This window comes from Streptosporangium sp. NPDC049376 (assembly GCF_044466505.1).
In the GTDB taxonomy this organism is placed as follows: Bacteria; Actinomycetota; Actinomycetes; order Streptosporangiales; family Streptosporangiaceae; genus Streptosporangium.
Genome location: NZ_JBITMT010000001.1, coordinates 194,556 through 208,773, shown reverse-complemented (window position 1 = coordinate 208,773; position 14,218 = coordinate 194,556). Strand labels below are relative to the sequence as shown.

Here is a 14,218-nt window from a genome sequence, read left to right as displayed (position 1 = left end):
GCACCCTTGGCACAAGTGGCCAGATCCAGTAGAGGGAAAAATGGACCGCATTTCCACCGAGCGTGACATCGTCGCGCTCCTCGGTGACTGGGCGTCGGGCCGAGGCCCTCTCTATCGCAAGCTCGCGGACGCGCTGGCGCAGGCCGTCGAGGACGGCCTGCTCCTCCCCGACGACCGGCTGCCCTCCGAGCGCGGGCTGGCCGACGCGCTCCAGGTGAGCAGGGCGACCGTGGTCGCGGCCTACCAGGAGCTGCGGGGCGCGGGCCTGCTGTCAAGCCGGCAGGGAAGCGGCACCAGGATCGCCTCGGACGTCAAGGTGCGCAGGCCGACCGCCGACGGGCGGGTGCCCGGTGGCACCGCGATGACCATCTTCCAGCGGCTGATCGACGGCCCCGGCGAGCTGATCTCCGTCGCGGTCGCGGCGGGCGGGGCTGCGCCCGAGCTGGCCGTCGCGCTGCGCGAGCTGGTCCGCGACGACCTGGACGACCTGCTTTCCGGGCCCGGCTACCACCCCTCCGGGCTTCCTGAACTGCGTGAGGCGATCGCGGGTTACCTGACGAGGAACGGCCTGCCGACCGCGCACGACGAGATCGTGGTGACGACGGGCGCGCACCAGGGCCTGGTCCTGGTGACCGAGCTGTACGTCAGCCAGGGGGCGACGGTGCTGGTCGAGTCGCCCAACTGGCCCGGTTGCCTGGACGTGTTCCGCTCCGCCGGGGCGCGCCTGGTGACCGTACCGCTCGACGAGGAGGGGCCTGAGATCCACACGCTCGGCGCCATGTTGCGGGAGCGCAAACCCTCGCTCCTCTATCTCATGCCGACCTACCACAACCCGACCGGGGTGCTCATGTCGGCGGCGCGCAGGCGCAGGATCGCGGAACTGGCCGCCGAGCACGAGGTGCCCGTCCTTGAGGACAACGCCTACATGACCTACCACGCGGAACCGGGGGCCGTACCCGCGCCGCTCGCGGCCTACGCGCCGCACGGCACGGAGATGCTCTCGCTCGGCTCGCTCGCCAAGGCCGTCTGGGGCGGCCTGCGCATCGGGTGGGTCCGCGGGCCCGCCGAGATCGTGCAGCGGCTCTCCCGGCGCAAGGTCCTCGCCGACATCGGCAGCCCGGTGATCGACCAGGCTCTCGCGGCCAGGCTGATGCCCCGCCTCGACCGGATCCTCGCCGAACGGGCCAAGGAGCTCGGCCTGCAGCTCGACCACATCGACGCCCTGCTGCGGGACCGGCTGCCGAGCTGGCGCTGGCGGCGCCCCGACGGCGGCGGCGCCCTGTGGGTCGAGCTGCCCGGTGTCGACGCCATGGCCTTCGCCCAGGTCGCCGTACGGCACGGCGTCGACGTGGTGCCCGGAGCCGTGATGGACCCGGACGGCGGGCACACCAACCACATCAGGCTGCCCTTCACCTTCTCCCCCGAGATCCTCGACGAACTCGTCCACCGGCTCGCCCGTGCCTGGTCGGAGATCGCCAGGCACGGGCCCGCGCCCGCCGTACAGGTCGTGGTCTGAGACGGCTAGGGGTTCGCGGCCTGGCGTCTGCGCATCAGGCCGTAGATCATGATCCGCATGACCGGCCGTTCCCGGTCGTCGAGGAACTCCCCGCGCTGCTGGAGGATCCCGCAGTCGGGCCTGGACAGGGAGGCCGCGAGCCCGACGACCGTCACCCGGCCGGTCAGGACGTCCCCCGGTCTGACCGGCCGCAGCCAGCGCAGCTCGTCCACGCCCGGGGAGACCTCCGCCTCGGCGTGCAGCAGTACCCCCTCCGTGTAGAGCCTCATGAACGTCGCCGTCACGTGCCAGCCGCTGGCGATGAGGTCCTCGTGGTCGAGGTGACGGGGCTGCGGATCGTACGCCTGGGCGAACCGTACGATCTCCTCGTGGGTGATCTTCTGGCTGCCCAGCTCGAAGACGTCCCCGACGTGGAAGTCCTCAAAGGCGCGCGGCATCGGCGGCCCCTTCCCTTCCCGCCGCGAGCCTGTCCGCCAGGCGGGGGAACAGGGCCAGGGCGTTGTCCAGGAAGGGGATGTCCCCGGCGTCCGCCAGGTGACGCAGGGTCCCGGAGACGACCGCGTCCCGCATGAACGGGAAGTCCGTGCCGAACAGGACGTTCTCCCTGCCGGTCACCTCGGCCAGGCAGGCCAGTGTCGCGGGCGAGGCCGCCTGGGCCGTCTCGTAGTACAGCCGCCGCAGTTCTCCCGCCACGTCCAGCCCGCCCGCCCCCGGCAGTACCCAGGTCGCCGCCAGTTCCAGCCGCCAGGCCAGGAACGGCACCGTGCCGCCCGCGTGGGCCAGGACGAACCGGATGTCGCGGCAGCGGCCGAGGGTGCCGCCGAAGAGCAGGTCGGCGACCGCCCGCGTGGTGTCCATGACGAAGTCGACCAGCGGCGGCGGGACCTTGGCGGCGAACCCGGGCCCGCCGGCGCAGTCGCACCGGTAGGCCGGGTTCGGGTGGACGAAGACCACGGCCCCGCGCCGGTCGAGTTCGTCGAAGACCGGGGCGAACGCCGGATCGCCCAGGTAACGGCCGTCGGCCAGGCTCGCGCTCATGACGACCCCGTCGAGGCCGAGCACGTCGAGCGCGTACTCGATCTCCGCCAGGGTCGTCTCGACGTCGGGCATGGGCAGGACGGCCAGGGCGCCGAACCTGCCGGGGAAGTCGCGCACCAGCTCGGCCGACCACTCGTTCGCCTGCCGTACCAGGGAGGCGGCGCCCTGGCCGAGCGCGGCGTCCGGCAGCAGGATCGACAGGATCGCCGCCCGGACGTCGTTGGCGTCCATCACCCTGAGGGAGTCCTCGACCGTCCACTCGGGGAGGGGGACGCCCGGTGCCATGTGCGTCACCCCTCTCCGGCGCAGCTCGGCGATCAGCGGCGGGTGGTAGCTGTGGTGGTGCACGTCGATCCAGCCGCCGCCCATCTCAGGTCGTCGCGATCTTCGGCAGCCGGCTCAGCGCCTCGTCCAGCTGGGCCTGGGGGATCGCGTAGTCCTCAAGCTGGCCCGCCAGGTAGGCGTCGAAGGCGCCCAGGTCGAAGTGGCCGTGCCCGGACAGACCGAACAGGATCGTGCGCTCGCTCCCCTCCTCCTTGGCCGCGAGCGCCTCCTGCACGGCGCCGCGCAGCGCGTGCGACGACTCGGGCGCCATGATGAACCCCTCGCTCCTGGCGAACCGCACGGCCTCGGCGAACACCTCGTTCTGCTCGTAGGCGCGGGCCTCGATGTAGCCCTGCTCGTGCAGCGCGCACAGGGTCGGGGCGTCCCCGTGGAAGCGCAGGCCGCCCGCGTGGATGGGCGCGGGCATGAAGTCGTGGCCGACGGTGCGCATGGGCAGCAGCGGCCCGAGCCCGGCCGAGTCGGGGTAGTCGTAGGTGTAGGCGCCCCGGGTGAGCGTCGGGCAGGCGGTCGGCTCGGCCGCGATGAACCTGGTGCCCGGCCGTTCCCCGGAGAGCCGGTCGGCCATGAAGGGGAAGACCAGCCCGGAGAAGTTGGAGCCCCCGCCGACGCACCCGACCACGACGTCGGGGTAGTCGCCCGCCATCTCCAGCTGGCGCTTGGCCTCAAGACCGATGACGGTCTGGTGCAGCACCACGTGGTTCATGGCCGAGCCGAGCGCGAACTTCGTGTCGTCGTGGGCCAGGGCGTCCTCGACGGCCTCGCTGATGGCGATGCCCAGGCTGCCGGGCGAGTCGGGGTCCTTGGCCAGGATGTCGCGGCCCGCCTGGGTGCGGCTGGTCGGGGAGGGGAACACCTCGGCGCCCCAGGTGTGCATGAGCGAGCGGCGGTAGGGCTTCTGCTCGTAGGAGGCGCGCACCATGTAGACCGTGACGGCGACGCCGAACAGGCTGCCCGCGAAGGACAGCGCCGAGCCCCACTGTCCCGCGCCGGTCTCCGTCGTCAGCCGCCGCACGCCCTCGTTGGCGTTGTAGTAGACCTGCGGGATCGCGGTGTTGGGCTTGTGCGATCCCGCGGGCGAGACGCCCTCGTACTTGAAGTAGATCTTCGCCGGGGTGTCCAGCGCCTTCTCCAGGCGGTCGGCCCGCACCAGGGGACTCGGCCGCCACATCCGGTAGATGTCCCGCACCTGCTCGGGGATGTCGATCCAGCGCTCCGGGGAGAACTCCTGCTCGATCACCGCCTGCGGCAGCAGCGGCGCGAGGTCCTCAGGGCGCAGCGGCTCGTGCGTGACGGGGTTGAGGTACGGCGGCAGCGGGGCGGGCAGGTCGGGCAGGATGTTGTACCACTGCTGGGGCAGGTCGTTCTCCGCCAGGATGAACTTCTTCACGGATCTCCCGGTCCTTCCGTTCGGAACTGCGGCTAGAACTGCGGCGCCGCGCTGGGGGCGCGCAGCGTGCCGAGGTGCTTGTGCCAGAGATGATCAGGATTCTCCTCGACCTGGCGGGTGATCTCTCGCATTTTGGTCAAAGCCACCGGCTCGCCGCCGTCGTAGACGTCTCCCTGGAGCATCTTCAGCACGTCGAGGCGGTATCTCGGGTCGGCGACGAAGGCCGTGAACAGGATGTTGAGCCGGTAGTAGATGGAGATGAACTCGTACCAGTTGCTCACGGCGTTGCGTAGTTTGCCCTCGTAGTTCGCGAAGGAGGGCTTGGTGAAGTCACCCCGCTCCGCCGCCGCGAGAATGTCGTAGGAGGCGATCCTGGCGCTGTTCATGGCCACGCTGACGCCGCTGGAGAAGATCGGGTCGACGAAGCGGGCCGCGTCGCCGATCATCAGCCAGCCGTCGCCGCAGATCTCCCGCATGGCGTAGCTGTAGTCGCCCTCCGGCTTGAACGGCTTGACCTGCTTGCTCGCGCGCAGCGCCTCGGCCAGCTCGGGGCGGCTCTCCACGCACCTCCAGAAGAAGGTCTCCCAGTCGGATCCGGCCTCGCTGAAGTGCTTCTTCTGCGTGACGACCCCGATGCTGGTGATCGTCTCGGTGATGGGGATCTGCCACACCCAGGTGTCGGTGATGGGCAGGAAGTGGACGAAGATGTAGTCGCTCTGCTCCTTGTCGACCGACAGCGCGCCGCGGTCGAGCCCGTCGAACCAGGTGTGGATCGCGTACTGGTTGAACACCGGGTCGGAGACCTTGAGTTTGAGCTGCCTGCCGAGGAAGGTGTTGCGCCCGCTGGCGTCGATCACCATCCTCGCCCGCACGTCCGTCTCCCTGCGGCCCATGCTGAAGACCAGCTTGGGCTCGGGCTCGGAGAAGTCGACCCGGCGCACCCGGATGCCCTCGTAGACCTTGGCGCCGAGCGACTCGGCGTGCTGCAGCAGGATCAGGTCGAACCGCCCGCGGTCCACGTGGTAGGTGTAGTCCTGGTTGACCCCGGCCTGGTCACGCTCGCTGAAGTCGATCTCGGCCGTCCCGAACCCGTGGGAGACCTCGAAGCCCAGGGTGGGGATCTTCGCGTCGATCGCCGAGGTCCAGGCGGCGCCGTACTTCCTGGGGAAGCCCGCGGCCTCGATCTTCGGCAGCGCGCCGATGTCGGACAGCACGGGGGTGGTCGCGGGGATCAGGGACTCCCCCACGTGCTCGCGCGGGAAGATCGCGCCCTCGAACACGCCGCAGGACAGCCCGGCCTGCGACAGGTAGGAGGCCATCGTGGATCCCGCGGGACCGCCTCCGATGATCGCGATGTCGAAGTCAACGTCAGACATGATTGGCCTTCCCCTCGTGGACACGTTCACGGGCACACCGGTACACGTTCACTCGCTGCCGAGCCGTACGACGAGACCGCTGATGCTCCGCAGGTCCTTGAAGTTCCCGCCGACCATCTCCTCCATGGGAATCTCGATCCCGTACTGTTCCCTGATGAATCCGACGAGCCGGGTGGTCGTGAGCGAATTGAGAATTCCCCATTCGAGCAACGGGGTCTCCGGCTCGATCTCCACGTCCGAGGTGTCAAGGATTCTCTCCTGCAGGTATTTGCGGAGTACGTCGGAGACCTCCGACTCGTTCATTCGCAGCTCCCGTCTCATGGGTGACCCATCGGGCGATCACACCGCCGTGGCCGTCGCTCCGGGCACGACCACCGGCATGAGACTACGAAGCGGTGCTCTGACTGTCCTCCTGACAAATATTGAACTTCACCTCTCCCCGGCCACCCTGAGGACAGGTGGACTCCTCATTTGGTAGGGGGGTGGAAAGGACGAGTGGGCAGACTTGTTCCCCACGTTTTCCCGTTTCCTGGGCAGAAGCTTCCGCTGGAATGATGAGGACAGCGGAAAGCGGCCGATCCTAAGCTTCCGAGCGTGGATTTCGCCTGGGATTCCGACCAGCGGGAGCGATACGAGCTGGTCCGGGAAAAGACACGTACATGGCCGGTGACCGAGAACGGGTTCCTCACCCGTGAGGACTGGGGGCGGTGCGCGGCGCTGGGCCTGACGGGCCTGTCCGTGCCCGCCGGGTACGGCGGCGGCGGACTCGGCTTCCTGGACACGGCGCTGACCGTGGAGGCGTTCGGCCGGGGCTGCCAGGACATGGGGCTGGTCTTCGCCACCATGGCGCACCTGTTCGCCTGCGCGATGCCCATCGCCGAGCACGGCGACGCGGAGCTGCGTGCGGCGACGCTCCCCGGCCTGTGCTCCGGCGAACTGGTCGGCGCCAACGCGATCACCGAGGACGAGGCGGGCTCGGACGTCACCGCGATGACGACGCGCGCGGTCCGCGACGGCGACGACTACGTCATCACCGGGGTCAAGTCCTTCGTGAGCAACGCGCCGATCGCGGACGTCTTCACGGTCTACGCCTCGACCGACCCGGCCTTCGGGCACATGGGGGTCAGCGCGTTCGCCGTGTCACGCGGCACGCCGGGACTGACCGTCGGTGAGCCGTTCCGCAAGGTGGGGCTGGAGAGCGTCCCCGCCGCGCGGGTCCGGCTCGACGGGTGCCGTGTCCCGGCGGACGCCATGCTCGGTGTGCGGGGGCAGGGGGCGGCGATCTTCCAGTCCTCGATGCGCTGGGAGCGCACCTGCCTGTTCGCCGGCTACCTGGGCCTGACCGAACGGCTGCTCGACGCGGTCGTCGAGCACTCCGGGGAGCGCAGGCAGTTCGGCCGCCGTGTCTCCGACAACCAGGCGGTCTCGCACCGTATCGCGCGGCTGCGGCTGCGCCTTGAGGCGGCACGGCTGCTGCTGTGGCGGGCCTGCTGGCGGCTCGACCGGGGCGAGCGCGCCGTACTCGACGTCGCGATGGCCAAGCTCGCGGTCAGCGAGGGCGCGGTGCAGGCCGGTCTCGACGCCGTGCAGATCTTCGGCGGGGCGGGCATCCGCGGCGAGGCGGGGGTGGAGCGCGCGCTGCGGGACGCGCTGCCCTCGACCGTCTTCTCCGGCACCACGGAGATCCAGCTCGAACAGATCGTCAAGGAGCTGGGGCTGTGAGACTGCACGAACTCGTCCGCCGGAGCGCCCGCCGCGCCCCGCAGGCGCTCGCCGTCGCCGGGCCGGACGCCGCCCTGACCTACGGCGAGCTGGACGCCGAGGCCGACCGCCTGGCGCACGCGCTGGCCGCGACCGGCGTACGGCGGGGCGACCGGGTGGCGCTCTGGCTCGACAAGTCGGCGCGGGCCGTGGTCGCGACCCAGGCGGTGCTGCGTCTGGGGGCCGCCTACGTGCCCGTCGATCCGCTCAGCCCGGTCGAGCGGGCCGTCCACCTGGTGCGGGACTGCGCGCCGCGCGCCGTGGTCACCTCCCCCGAGCGCCTGCGGACGCTGGAGCTCAACGGCGTGGACGTCCCGGCGCCCGGCCCGGGACCCGAGGGCACCCCGCCGCCGCTGCCGGAGCCGGACGGGACTGCCGACGACCTGGCCTACATCCTGTACACCTCGGGCTCGACCGGCGTGCCGAAGGGCGTCTGCCTGTCGCACCGCAACGCGCTGGCCTTCGTCGGCTGGGCCGCCGCCGAGCTCGGGGCCGTCCCCGCCGACCGCTTCGCCAACCACGCCCCCTTCCACTTCGACCTGTCGGTGCTGGACCTGTACGTCGCCTTCCACGCGGGGGCCTCGGTGCACCTGATCCCGCAGGAGACGGCCTACGCCCCGCGCCTGCTGGTCGACTTCCTGCTGGGCCGGCGGATCACCGTGTGGTACTCGGTGCCCTCGGCGCTGATCCTGATGGCCCGCGACGGCGGGCTGCTCGACGCGCGCCCCTCGGCGCTGCGCGCGCTGCTGTTCGCCGGCGAGCCGTACCCGGTGACGCATCTGCGCAGGCTCCGTGAGCACCTGCCCGGGGTGCGCATGCTCAACCTGTACGGACCGACGGAGACCAACGTGTGCACCTTCCACGAGGTCGGCGAGGTGGCCGGGGACAGGACCACGCCGGTCCCCATCGGGCGGGCCTGTTCCGGTGACCGGGTGTGGGCGGTCAGGCAGGACGGGGGCGTGGCAGGTCCCGGCGAGGAGGGTGAGCTGGTCGTCGACGGGCCGACGGTGATGCTGGGGTACTGGGGCTCCGCGCCGCAGGCCGGGCCGTACGCGACGGGTGACCTGGTGCTGCTGCAGGACGACGGCGACTACCGCTTCCTCGGCAGGCGTGACGGACAGGTCAAGATCCGGGGGTACCGGGTCGAGATCGGCGAGATCGAGGCGGTGTTGCAGGCCCATCCCGCCGTCGGCGACGCGGCGGTCGTGCTGACCGGCAGCGGCATCGACGCCAGGCTGGTCGCCTACCTGGTGCCCTCTGGGGCCGAGCGCCCGAACCTGCTGGAGATCAAGCGCCACTGCGCGGCCTCGCTGCCCCGGCACATGATCGTCGACGCCGTCCGGCACGTCGACGAGCTGCCCAGGACACCGAACGGCAAGATCCACCGCCGTCTGCTCACCTCGGAGGCACGATGACGCCGACGCCCACGGGCACGGTCGAGCTCGATCCCCGCCCGTCGGGGACCCCCGTCTCACGCCGCGGGGCGGGCGCCGCCGTCTACGCCCTGACCGCGATCCTGCCCGCGCTGGCGGCCGTGGGCCTGCTGGTGATGCTGGGGACCTCGGCGGGCACGGCGCGGCCGGTGCCCTCCGCCTCCGGTCCCGTCGAACACAGCGTCCAGCTGTTCGCCGCGATAGCCGTGGTCATCCTGGCCGCCAGGCTCTTCGGACGGCTGGCCAGGGGCGTGGGGCAGCCGCCCGTCGTCGGGGAGATCTTCGCCGGGCTCTGCCTCGGGCCCTCGGTGCTCGGCGCGCTGCTGCCCGGCGTGAGCGCCTGGCTCTTCCCCGCCGAGGTGCGTCCCGTCCTGCAGGGCCTGGCCGACCTTGGGCTGATCGCCCTGATGTTCGTGGTCGGCCAGGAGACGAGGCAGACCTCCTTCCGCGGTCAGGGCGGGGCCGCCGTGACGATCGCCCACGCGGGCATCGCGGGTCCCTTCCTCGGCGGCGCGCTCCTGGCGAGCCTGCTGTATCGCGACTGGGCCGGGCCTCAGGCCAGCCCGGTGGTCTTCGCGATGTTCCTCGGCTCCGCCCTGTCGATCACCGCCTTCCCGGTGCTCGCCCGCATCCTGGTCGAACGGGACATGTTCCGTACCCCGCTGGGCAGGCTGAGCATGTTGTGCGCGGCGATCGCCGACGTGGTCGCCTGGTGCCTGATCGCCGTGATGACCGCGGTCGCGGGCCGGGACACCCCGGTCAGGGCGGCGCTCACCGTGACGCTGGTGCTCGCCTACGGCGTCGTGATGACCTGGCTGGTCCGTCCCTGGCTGGCCAGGATTCTCACCGCGCTTGAGGACCGGCCGGAGATACGCCTGCTGGTGCTGCTGGCGGGCCTGCTCGCCTCCTCCGCGGTGACCTCGGCGATCGGGATTCACGCCATCTTCGGCGCGTTCCTGTACGGCCTGTGCTGTCCCTCCGGATCCCTGTCCCGGCTGACCGAGCGGATCAACTCCGTCTCGGGGCTTCTGCTGCTGCCGTTCTTCTTCGTGGGCACGGGGCTGCGCACGGACGTCTGGCGCAGCGGGCTCGACGCCTCACTGCTCGGCGTGACCGTGCTCGTCGTGGCGGTCTCGATGCTGGGCAAGCTGGCCGGTCCGATGCTGATGGCCCGCTCGACCGGGCTGAGCTGGCCCGACTCGGCCTCGCTCGGAGTGCTTCTCAACGCCAGGGGCCTGACGGAGCTGGTGGTGCTCAACCTCGGGCTCGCCCTGGGGATGCTCAGCGAACGGCTGTTCGTCGTGCTGGTGGTCATGGCGCTGGTGACGACCGCCGCGACGGCCCCGTTACTCTCGCTGCTCGACCGGCTGACGGCCCGCCGTCGAGATGGAGGGGCCCGTCGGCTGTAGCCCGATCAGCAGGCCCACGACGACGAGGGCGGCCCCGGCGAACTCCGGCCAGCCGGGGTGGCCCGTCCCCAGGACGACGGCGGCGACGATCGTGCCCAGCGGCAGGAAGCCGGAGAACAGGCCGGCCCGTTCCGCGCCGAGCCGGGGCAGCGCGTCGTACCAGCAGAAGAACGCGAAGGCGGTGACCACGACGGCGAGGTAGGCCAGCGCCCCCGCCTCCGAGGACGTGGGCGTCCGCAGCATCCGCGGTCCGTCGACGACGGCCCCGGCGATCAGCAGCAGCGGCACGGAGGCGGCGGCCGAGTAGGCGGCGACCCTGACGGCGCCGAGTTTCGGCAGGAGCGGGATCGCCAGCAGTGAGAAGCCGACCTCCCCGCCGAGCGCGCCGAGCGCGAGCAGCACCCCGACGAGCGTCGCGCCGCCCAGGCCGATCGTGACGGCCGCCCCCGTGGCGACCACGACCGCAGCGACCACGACGTGCGGGGTCGGCCTCCTGCCCTCCATGAGCGGTGTGGCGACCGCGAAGACGATGGGGACGGTGGCCACGATCGTGCCGACCATCGCCGGGTCGGCGTAGCGGGTCGACTCGACCACGAACACGTTGAACGCCGCCAGCCCGACCAGGGCCAGGGCGGCGACGAGAAGGATCTCGCGGCGGGTCAGCCTGACCGGTGGCAGCCGCCTGGCTTTGACGACGGCGAACAGCAGGACCGCGCCGACGGCGTAGCGCACCGCCTGCCCGCCGTACACGGGATAGCCGTGGAGCGCGGGAGAGACCCCCGTCAGTGTGCCGACGCAGAACATCGCGGTCGCCGCACCGATCATGCCGCGCCGCCTGTCGGCCTTGTCTCGTATGAACGTCACGGGGTGTCATCGTGGCAAGCGGCATGATCTCGCGAAAGTGCCAATGGGCGGGCAAGTGGACTGACCTCCCGTTACGCGTTGGCCGCCCGGCTGCGTTCCTCCTGCGGATACCTCCTGCGGGACAGGTGGACGGGGTTCTCCCCGACCTTCATCAGGCCCGTCTCGTAGGCGTAGATCACCGCGCCCGCCCTGTTGCGCAGGTGTTTCTTGTGCAGCACGTTCTGGACGTGGGACTTGACGGTGCTCTCGCTGAGTGACAGGTCCCTGGAGATCTCCGCGTTGGTGTAGCCACGGGCCAGCAGGCGCAGCACGTCCAGTTCCCTGCTGGTCATGTCGGTCACCGGCGGCGTCCTGGGCGATCCCGTCGCGGCGGTCCTGACGGTCCGCTGACACGCCTCGGGGGCCAGGAAGGAGTATCCGGCGGACAGCATCCTGATCGCGGCACGCAGTTCCTCGGCCGAGGCGTTGGTGAACAGCAGACCTCCCACCTCGGGCTCGGCCATGTCGAGGGAGCGGGCGTCCCAGGCGTCGACGAGCGCGAGGAAGCGAGGGGTCTCGCCGGGGAGCTCCGCCACGATCTTCCTGGTCGCCTCGACGGAGTCGGCGCAGTCGCTGAGCGGTCCCATCACGACGACCTCGGGGCACAGGTCGCGGATGCTGCGGATGGTGTCCGTCGAGTCGGTCGTCTCACCGGTCACCGCCATGTCTCCGGTCTCGTCGAGGATCTCCCTCAGTCCGATCCGGAGAAGTGTGCGGCTCTCGGCCAGAAGGACCGTCTTCTTCTGGGTGGCATTCTTCATCGTCACCGTATCTGGCCTGGGAAATCGCGGTTTCGGCGGCTCTCGTCCTGCGTGCCTGAGGGCACGGCCCGCGCACGGGCCGTCAGGAGATCGCGAAGGTTCCAGATCACGAGGTACGGCCGCCGCACGCGGAGGCCGCGCGCGTGTGTCGGCCGGGGCGCCCTCCCGGCGGGCCCGTCCCTGACGGGCGGACCATGGGTCATGGGGCGGGTCGGCTCGCGGTCGACAAGAGACACAGCGGACAGACCCCCACTATCCGGATACGCATACCTCGGGTATACAACAGTGCGATCGCAATGTATCTACCAATTTTTGTGACTTAACCCTCGCTATTTGCGACCGGAACGATATTCGGCCAGGTGGCGGCCTTACGAGAAAAGTCGATCAACACGAGGAACCATACGAAGTTCGGCATGGCCGGCGAGGCCCGCTCACCCGTGTGATGGGCGGGACGATCACGAAGCGCTTATTTACCCAGCTAGTTGACACGTCCCGGAAAATTTCCGGCGACCGGCCCGTCCGCCCGGGGAACACGCTTCAAGATCGGCGCAGGGAAAGGGGCGGCCATATCCGGCGGCGTTTCGCGCGAAACCCACGGCCCGGGAACGAAGGCGCCCCGGAGGCCGGGGCGGGGTCCTCAGCGCAGGCGGGGGGCGACGTCGATCACCCCGCACACCGCCCGCCAGACGTCCTTGGCCGCGAAACCGTCGGCGAGCGCCTGGTCCACCGTCCTGCCGCCCAGCTCGGCCAGGATGTAGTCGCGAGCCCACGACTCGGCGTAGGCGTCACCGAAGTGCAGTTTCATCCGGTCCCAGAAATCCGACAGGCGCATCCCCCAAGTATGACCCCGGCCACGGGTGCCGGACGCCATGGATCGAGGAGCCCCGCCGCGGCGCGCGCCCGCCCCCTGCCCCACGAGAGAAATCCGATTTCACGGAGGCGACGACCGAACATTCATCACGAGCCGTGATGAAGCCATCACCCTCCGAACGGGAAAGGGCCACCCGCCGCACGGGCGACATGGCGCCATATACAAAAACGCTTTCGGCACTCCTTTATGGATGTTCGGATCCTGATCGAATCGCGAGGACGGAGAGGCTAGCGCAGCGCTTTCTCGATCGCGGCGAGGGTCGCGTCGTCCAGCATCTCCCCGTGCCCGCCGACGAAGTAGCGCTCCACCATCTCGAACACCACCGTCTCGCTCCCGGCGACCTTCTCCGCGACGTACCCGGGCCCCGCCTTGGCGGGCGCGTCACTGCGCAGATAGGTCAGGTCCGCGAAGTACGGCGTGATCCACGGCAGCGAGTTACGGGTGAACGAGTCACCGACGAGCAGGGTCCTCGGCTCGTACAGCGGCGCCCCGGAGGAGGCGTTGGCCGTGCTGAAGGAGGTGGGCAGCTGCGTGTCGTCCTGCTTGGTCCGCCGTACCCCCTGCCTGACCAGGGACCACCTGTCGATGATCTCCTCGCGTGGCGTGCCCAGCATCGGCCCGAGGTCGCCGACCCTGGGCTCCTGCCCGACCTTGACCAGGCTCGTTCCCCGCGCCAGCCGGGGGTCGAGCGTCTGGGCCAGTGTCGTGCCGTACAGTCCGCACGAACGCTCGTTCCAGTGGCTGTCGGTCCGCCAGTAGGTCGGCGCGCCGGTCTCCACGCGCAGTCGTTGGAGCGGGCCCCGCAGGTCCATGTAACCGGGCGGGCGGGCCGCCTCAAGCGCCGCCCAGAACTCCTCCTTGCGCCTCTGCAGGCATCCCTGGCCGAGGAAGCGCTCCGGGAGCTCGTCGGGATAGGCGGTGGTCTTGTCCGGCGCGACGGTGAGCACGAACCTCCTGCCCGATCTCCGCACGATCTCGGCCAGCCTTCGCGTCCGCTCCAGGGTCTCGGCGACGCTCCAGCGCGGCCCGCACGCCTCGATCACGTCGTCCCCGAAGTAGAGCCAGCCGTTACGGCCCTCGATCGCCCGGGGATAGGTCGGTTTCCTGCCGGTGTTGTACGACGGGAGCTGGCCGAACACGCCCTCCGACAGGGCGGCGTTGCCACGGATGGCGTACTGCCGCAGCGGCAGGTGGGCCACCGCCCAGGACTCGGCCTTCGGGATGAGGTCCCAGCCCTCCGACAGTGAGGGGAACTCCGGCAGTCTCCGGTTCTCGATCTCGACGGCCCGGTCTCCCAGGGCGAAGGCCAGCGCGGGACCGAAGAAGAACAGCCCCGCCGCCAGCAGCGTCGGCAGCCGCCCCCGGAGGCGACGGGGCCGGGTCCCCGAGGTCGCCGGTTCGGTCTCGACTGCGGTCAT

The 14,218-nt window shown here is 70.5% G+C and carries 13 protein-coding genes; 4 read left to right on the top strand and 9 right to left on the bottom strand.

Features of this window, described 5'->3' with window-relative positions; all coding sequences use genetic code 11:
- Positions 1-40 precede the first annotated feature (40 nt).
- The gene (locus ACIBVQ_RS00840; protein WP_399174826.1) at positions 41-1,516 is read left to right on the top strand and encodes a PLP-dependent aminotransferase family protein; all 1,476 of its coding nucleotides are present in this window, start codon (positions 41-43) and stop codon (positions 1,514-1,516) included.
- A 5-nt stretch (positions 1,517-1,521) separates the two neighbouring features.
- Here ACIBVQ_RS00840 and ACIBVQ_RS00835 read toward each other — a convergent pair whose 3' ends face one another.
- Genes ACIBVQ_RS00835 through ACIBVQ_RS00815 form a run of 5 tightly spaced genes read right to left on the bottom strand, consistent with a single transcriptional unit; the run spans position 1,522 to position 5,965 of the window.
- On the bottom strand, positions 1,522-1,953 hold the full coding sequence (locus ACIBVQ_RS00835; RefSeq protein WP_362910846.1) for a MaoC/PaaZ C-terminal domain-containing protein: 432 nt from the start codon (positions 1,951-1,953) through the stop codon (positions 1,522-1,524).
- Entirely contained in the window at positions 1,937-2,923 is a 987-nt protein-coding gene (locus ACIBVQ_RS00830) for an amidohydrolase family protein (RefSeq protein WP_362774541.1), read from the bottom strand. Before ACIBVQ_RS00830 ends, ACIBVQ_RS00835 begins: the two co-directional genes overlap by 17 nt.
- 1 nt (position 2,924) lies before the next feature.
- Positions 2,925-4,286, bottom strand: coding sequence for a TrpB-like pyridoxal phosphate-dependent enzyme (locus ACIBVQ_RS00825; RefSeq protein ID WP_362774538.1), 1,362 nt, complete (start codon positions 4,284-4,286; stop codon positions 2,925-2,927).
- Positions 4,287-4,318: 32 nt separating this feature from the next.
- Positions 4,319-5,662 carry an NAD(P)/FAD-dependent oxidoreductase gene (locus ACIBVQ_RS00820; RefSeq protein ID WP_352008546.1) on the bottom strand — a complete coding sequence of 448 codons (1,344 nt, stop codon included), beginning with the start codon at positions 5,660-5,662 and terminating at the stop codon, positions 4,319-4,321.
- A gap of 48 nt (positions 5,663-5,710) precedes the next feature.
- Positions 5,711-5,965, bottom strand: coding sequence for an acyl carrier protein (locus tag ACIBVQ_RS00815; RefSeq protein WP_352008545.1), 255 nt, complete (start codon positions 5,963-5,965; stop codon positions 5,711-5,713).
- A gap of 291 nt (positions 5,966-6,256) precedes the next feature.
- Here ACIBVQ_RS00815 and ACIBVQ_RS00810 point away from each other — a divergent pair, with 291 nt between their 5' ends.
- From ACIBVQ_RS00810 to ACIBVQ_RS00800, 3 genes are read left to right on the top strand one after another with little or no spacing between them, the layout of a single operon-like run.
- Positions 6,257-7,384, top strand: a complete 1,128-nt coding sequence (locus ACIBVQ_RS00810) for an acyl-CoA dehydrogenase family protein (protein WP_399174822.1) — start codon at positions 6,257-6,259, stop codon at positions 7,382-7,384.
- Positions 7,381-8,838 (top strand): amino acid adenylation domain-containing protein, encoded by a 1,458-nt coding sequence (locus ACIBVQ_RS00805; protein WP_362910850.1) that lies wholly within the window; start codon positions 7,381-7,383, stop codon positions 8,836-8,838. The genes ACIBVQ_RS00810 and ACIBVQ_RS00805 overlap by 4 nt, the downstream gene beginning before the upstream one ends.
- The gene (locus ACIBVQ_RS00800; RefSeq protein WP_399174820.1) at positions 8,835-10,265 is read left to right on the top strand and encodes a cation:proton antiporter; all 1,431 of its coding nucleotides are present in this window, start codon (positions 8,835-8,837) and stop codon (positions 10,263-10,265) included. Before ACIBVQ_RS00805 ends, ACIBVQ_RS00800 begins: the two co-directional genes overlap by 4 nt.
- Here ACIBVQ_RS00800 and ACIBVQ_RS00795 read toward each other — a convergent pair.
- The 4 genes from ACIBVQ_RS00795 to ACIBVQ_RS00780 form a co-directional block, all read right to left on the bottom strand.
- Positions 10,203-11,129, bottom strand: coding sequence for a DMT family transporter (locus tag ACIBVQ_RS00795; protein ID WP_386190149.1), 927 nt, complete (start codon positions 11,127-11,129; stop codon positions 10,203-10,205). The genes ACIBVQ_RS00800 and ACIBVQ_RS00795 overlap by 63 nt on opposite strands.
- Before the next feature lie 71 nt (positions 11,130-11,200).
- Complete coding sequence (locus ACIBVQ_RS00790) at positions 11,201-11,929, bottom strand: response regulator transcription factor (RefSeq protein ID WP_352008540.1); 729 nt, start codon at positions 11,927-11,929, stop codon at positions 11,201-11,203.
- Between the two features lie 637 nt (positions 11,930-12,566).
- Positions 12,567-12,761 carry a DUF3046 domain-containing protein gene (locus ACIBVQ_RS00785; RefSeq protein WP_352008539.1) on the bottom strand — a complete coding sequence of 65 codons (195 nt, stop codon included), beginning with the start codon at positions 12,759-12,761 and terminating at the stop codon, positions 12,567-12,569.
- 266 nt (positions 12,762-13,027) lie between these two features.
- Entirely contained in the window at positions 13,028-14,218 is a 1,191-nt protein-coding gene (locus ACIBVQ_RS00780) for a hypothetical protein (RefSeq protein ID WP_399174817.1), read from the bottom strand.

Excerpts from the sequence above, each read along its gene's own strand:
- ACIBVQ_RS00840 (WP_399174826.1), top strand. The coding sequence starts at position 41 with ATGGACCGCATTTCCACCGAGCGTGACATCGTCGCGCTCCTCGGTGAC.
- ACIBVQ_RS00835 (WP_362910846.1), bottom strand. The coding sequence starts at position 1,953 with ATGCCGCGCGCCTTTGAGGACTTCCACGTCGGGGACGTCTTCGAGCTG.
- ACIBVQ_RS00830 (WP_362774541.1), bottom strand. The coding sequence starts at position 2,923 with ATGGGCGGCGGCTGGATCGACGTGCACCACCACAGCTACCACCCGCCG.
- ACIBVQ_RS00820 (WP_352008546.1), bottom strand. The coding sequence starts at position 5,662 with ATGTCTGACGTTGACTTCGACATCGCGATCATCGGAGGCGGTCCCGCG.
- ACIBVQ_RS00815 (WP_352008545.1), bottom strand. The coding sequence starts at position 5,965 with ATGAACGAGTCGGAGGTCTCCGACGTACTCCGCAAATACCTGCAGGAG.
- ACIBVQ_RS00800 (WP_399174820.1), top strand. The coding sequence starts at position 8,835 with ATGACGCCGACGCCCACGGGCACGGTCGAGCTCGATCCCCGCCCGTCG.
- ACIBVQ_RS00790 (WP_352008540.1), bottom strand. The coding sequence starts at position 11,929 with ATGAAGAATGCCACCCAGAAGAAGACGGTCCTTCTGGCCGAGAGCCGC.
- ACIBVQ_RS00785 (WP_352008539.1), bottom strand. The coding sequence starts at position 12,761 with ATGCGCCTGTCGGATTTCTGGGACCGGATGAAACTGCACTTCGGTGAC.
- ACIBVQ_RS00780 (WP_399174817.1), bottom strand. The coding sequence starts at position 14,218 with ATGACCGCAGTCGAGACCGAACCGGCGACCTCGGGGACCCGGCCCCGT.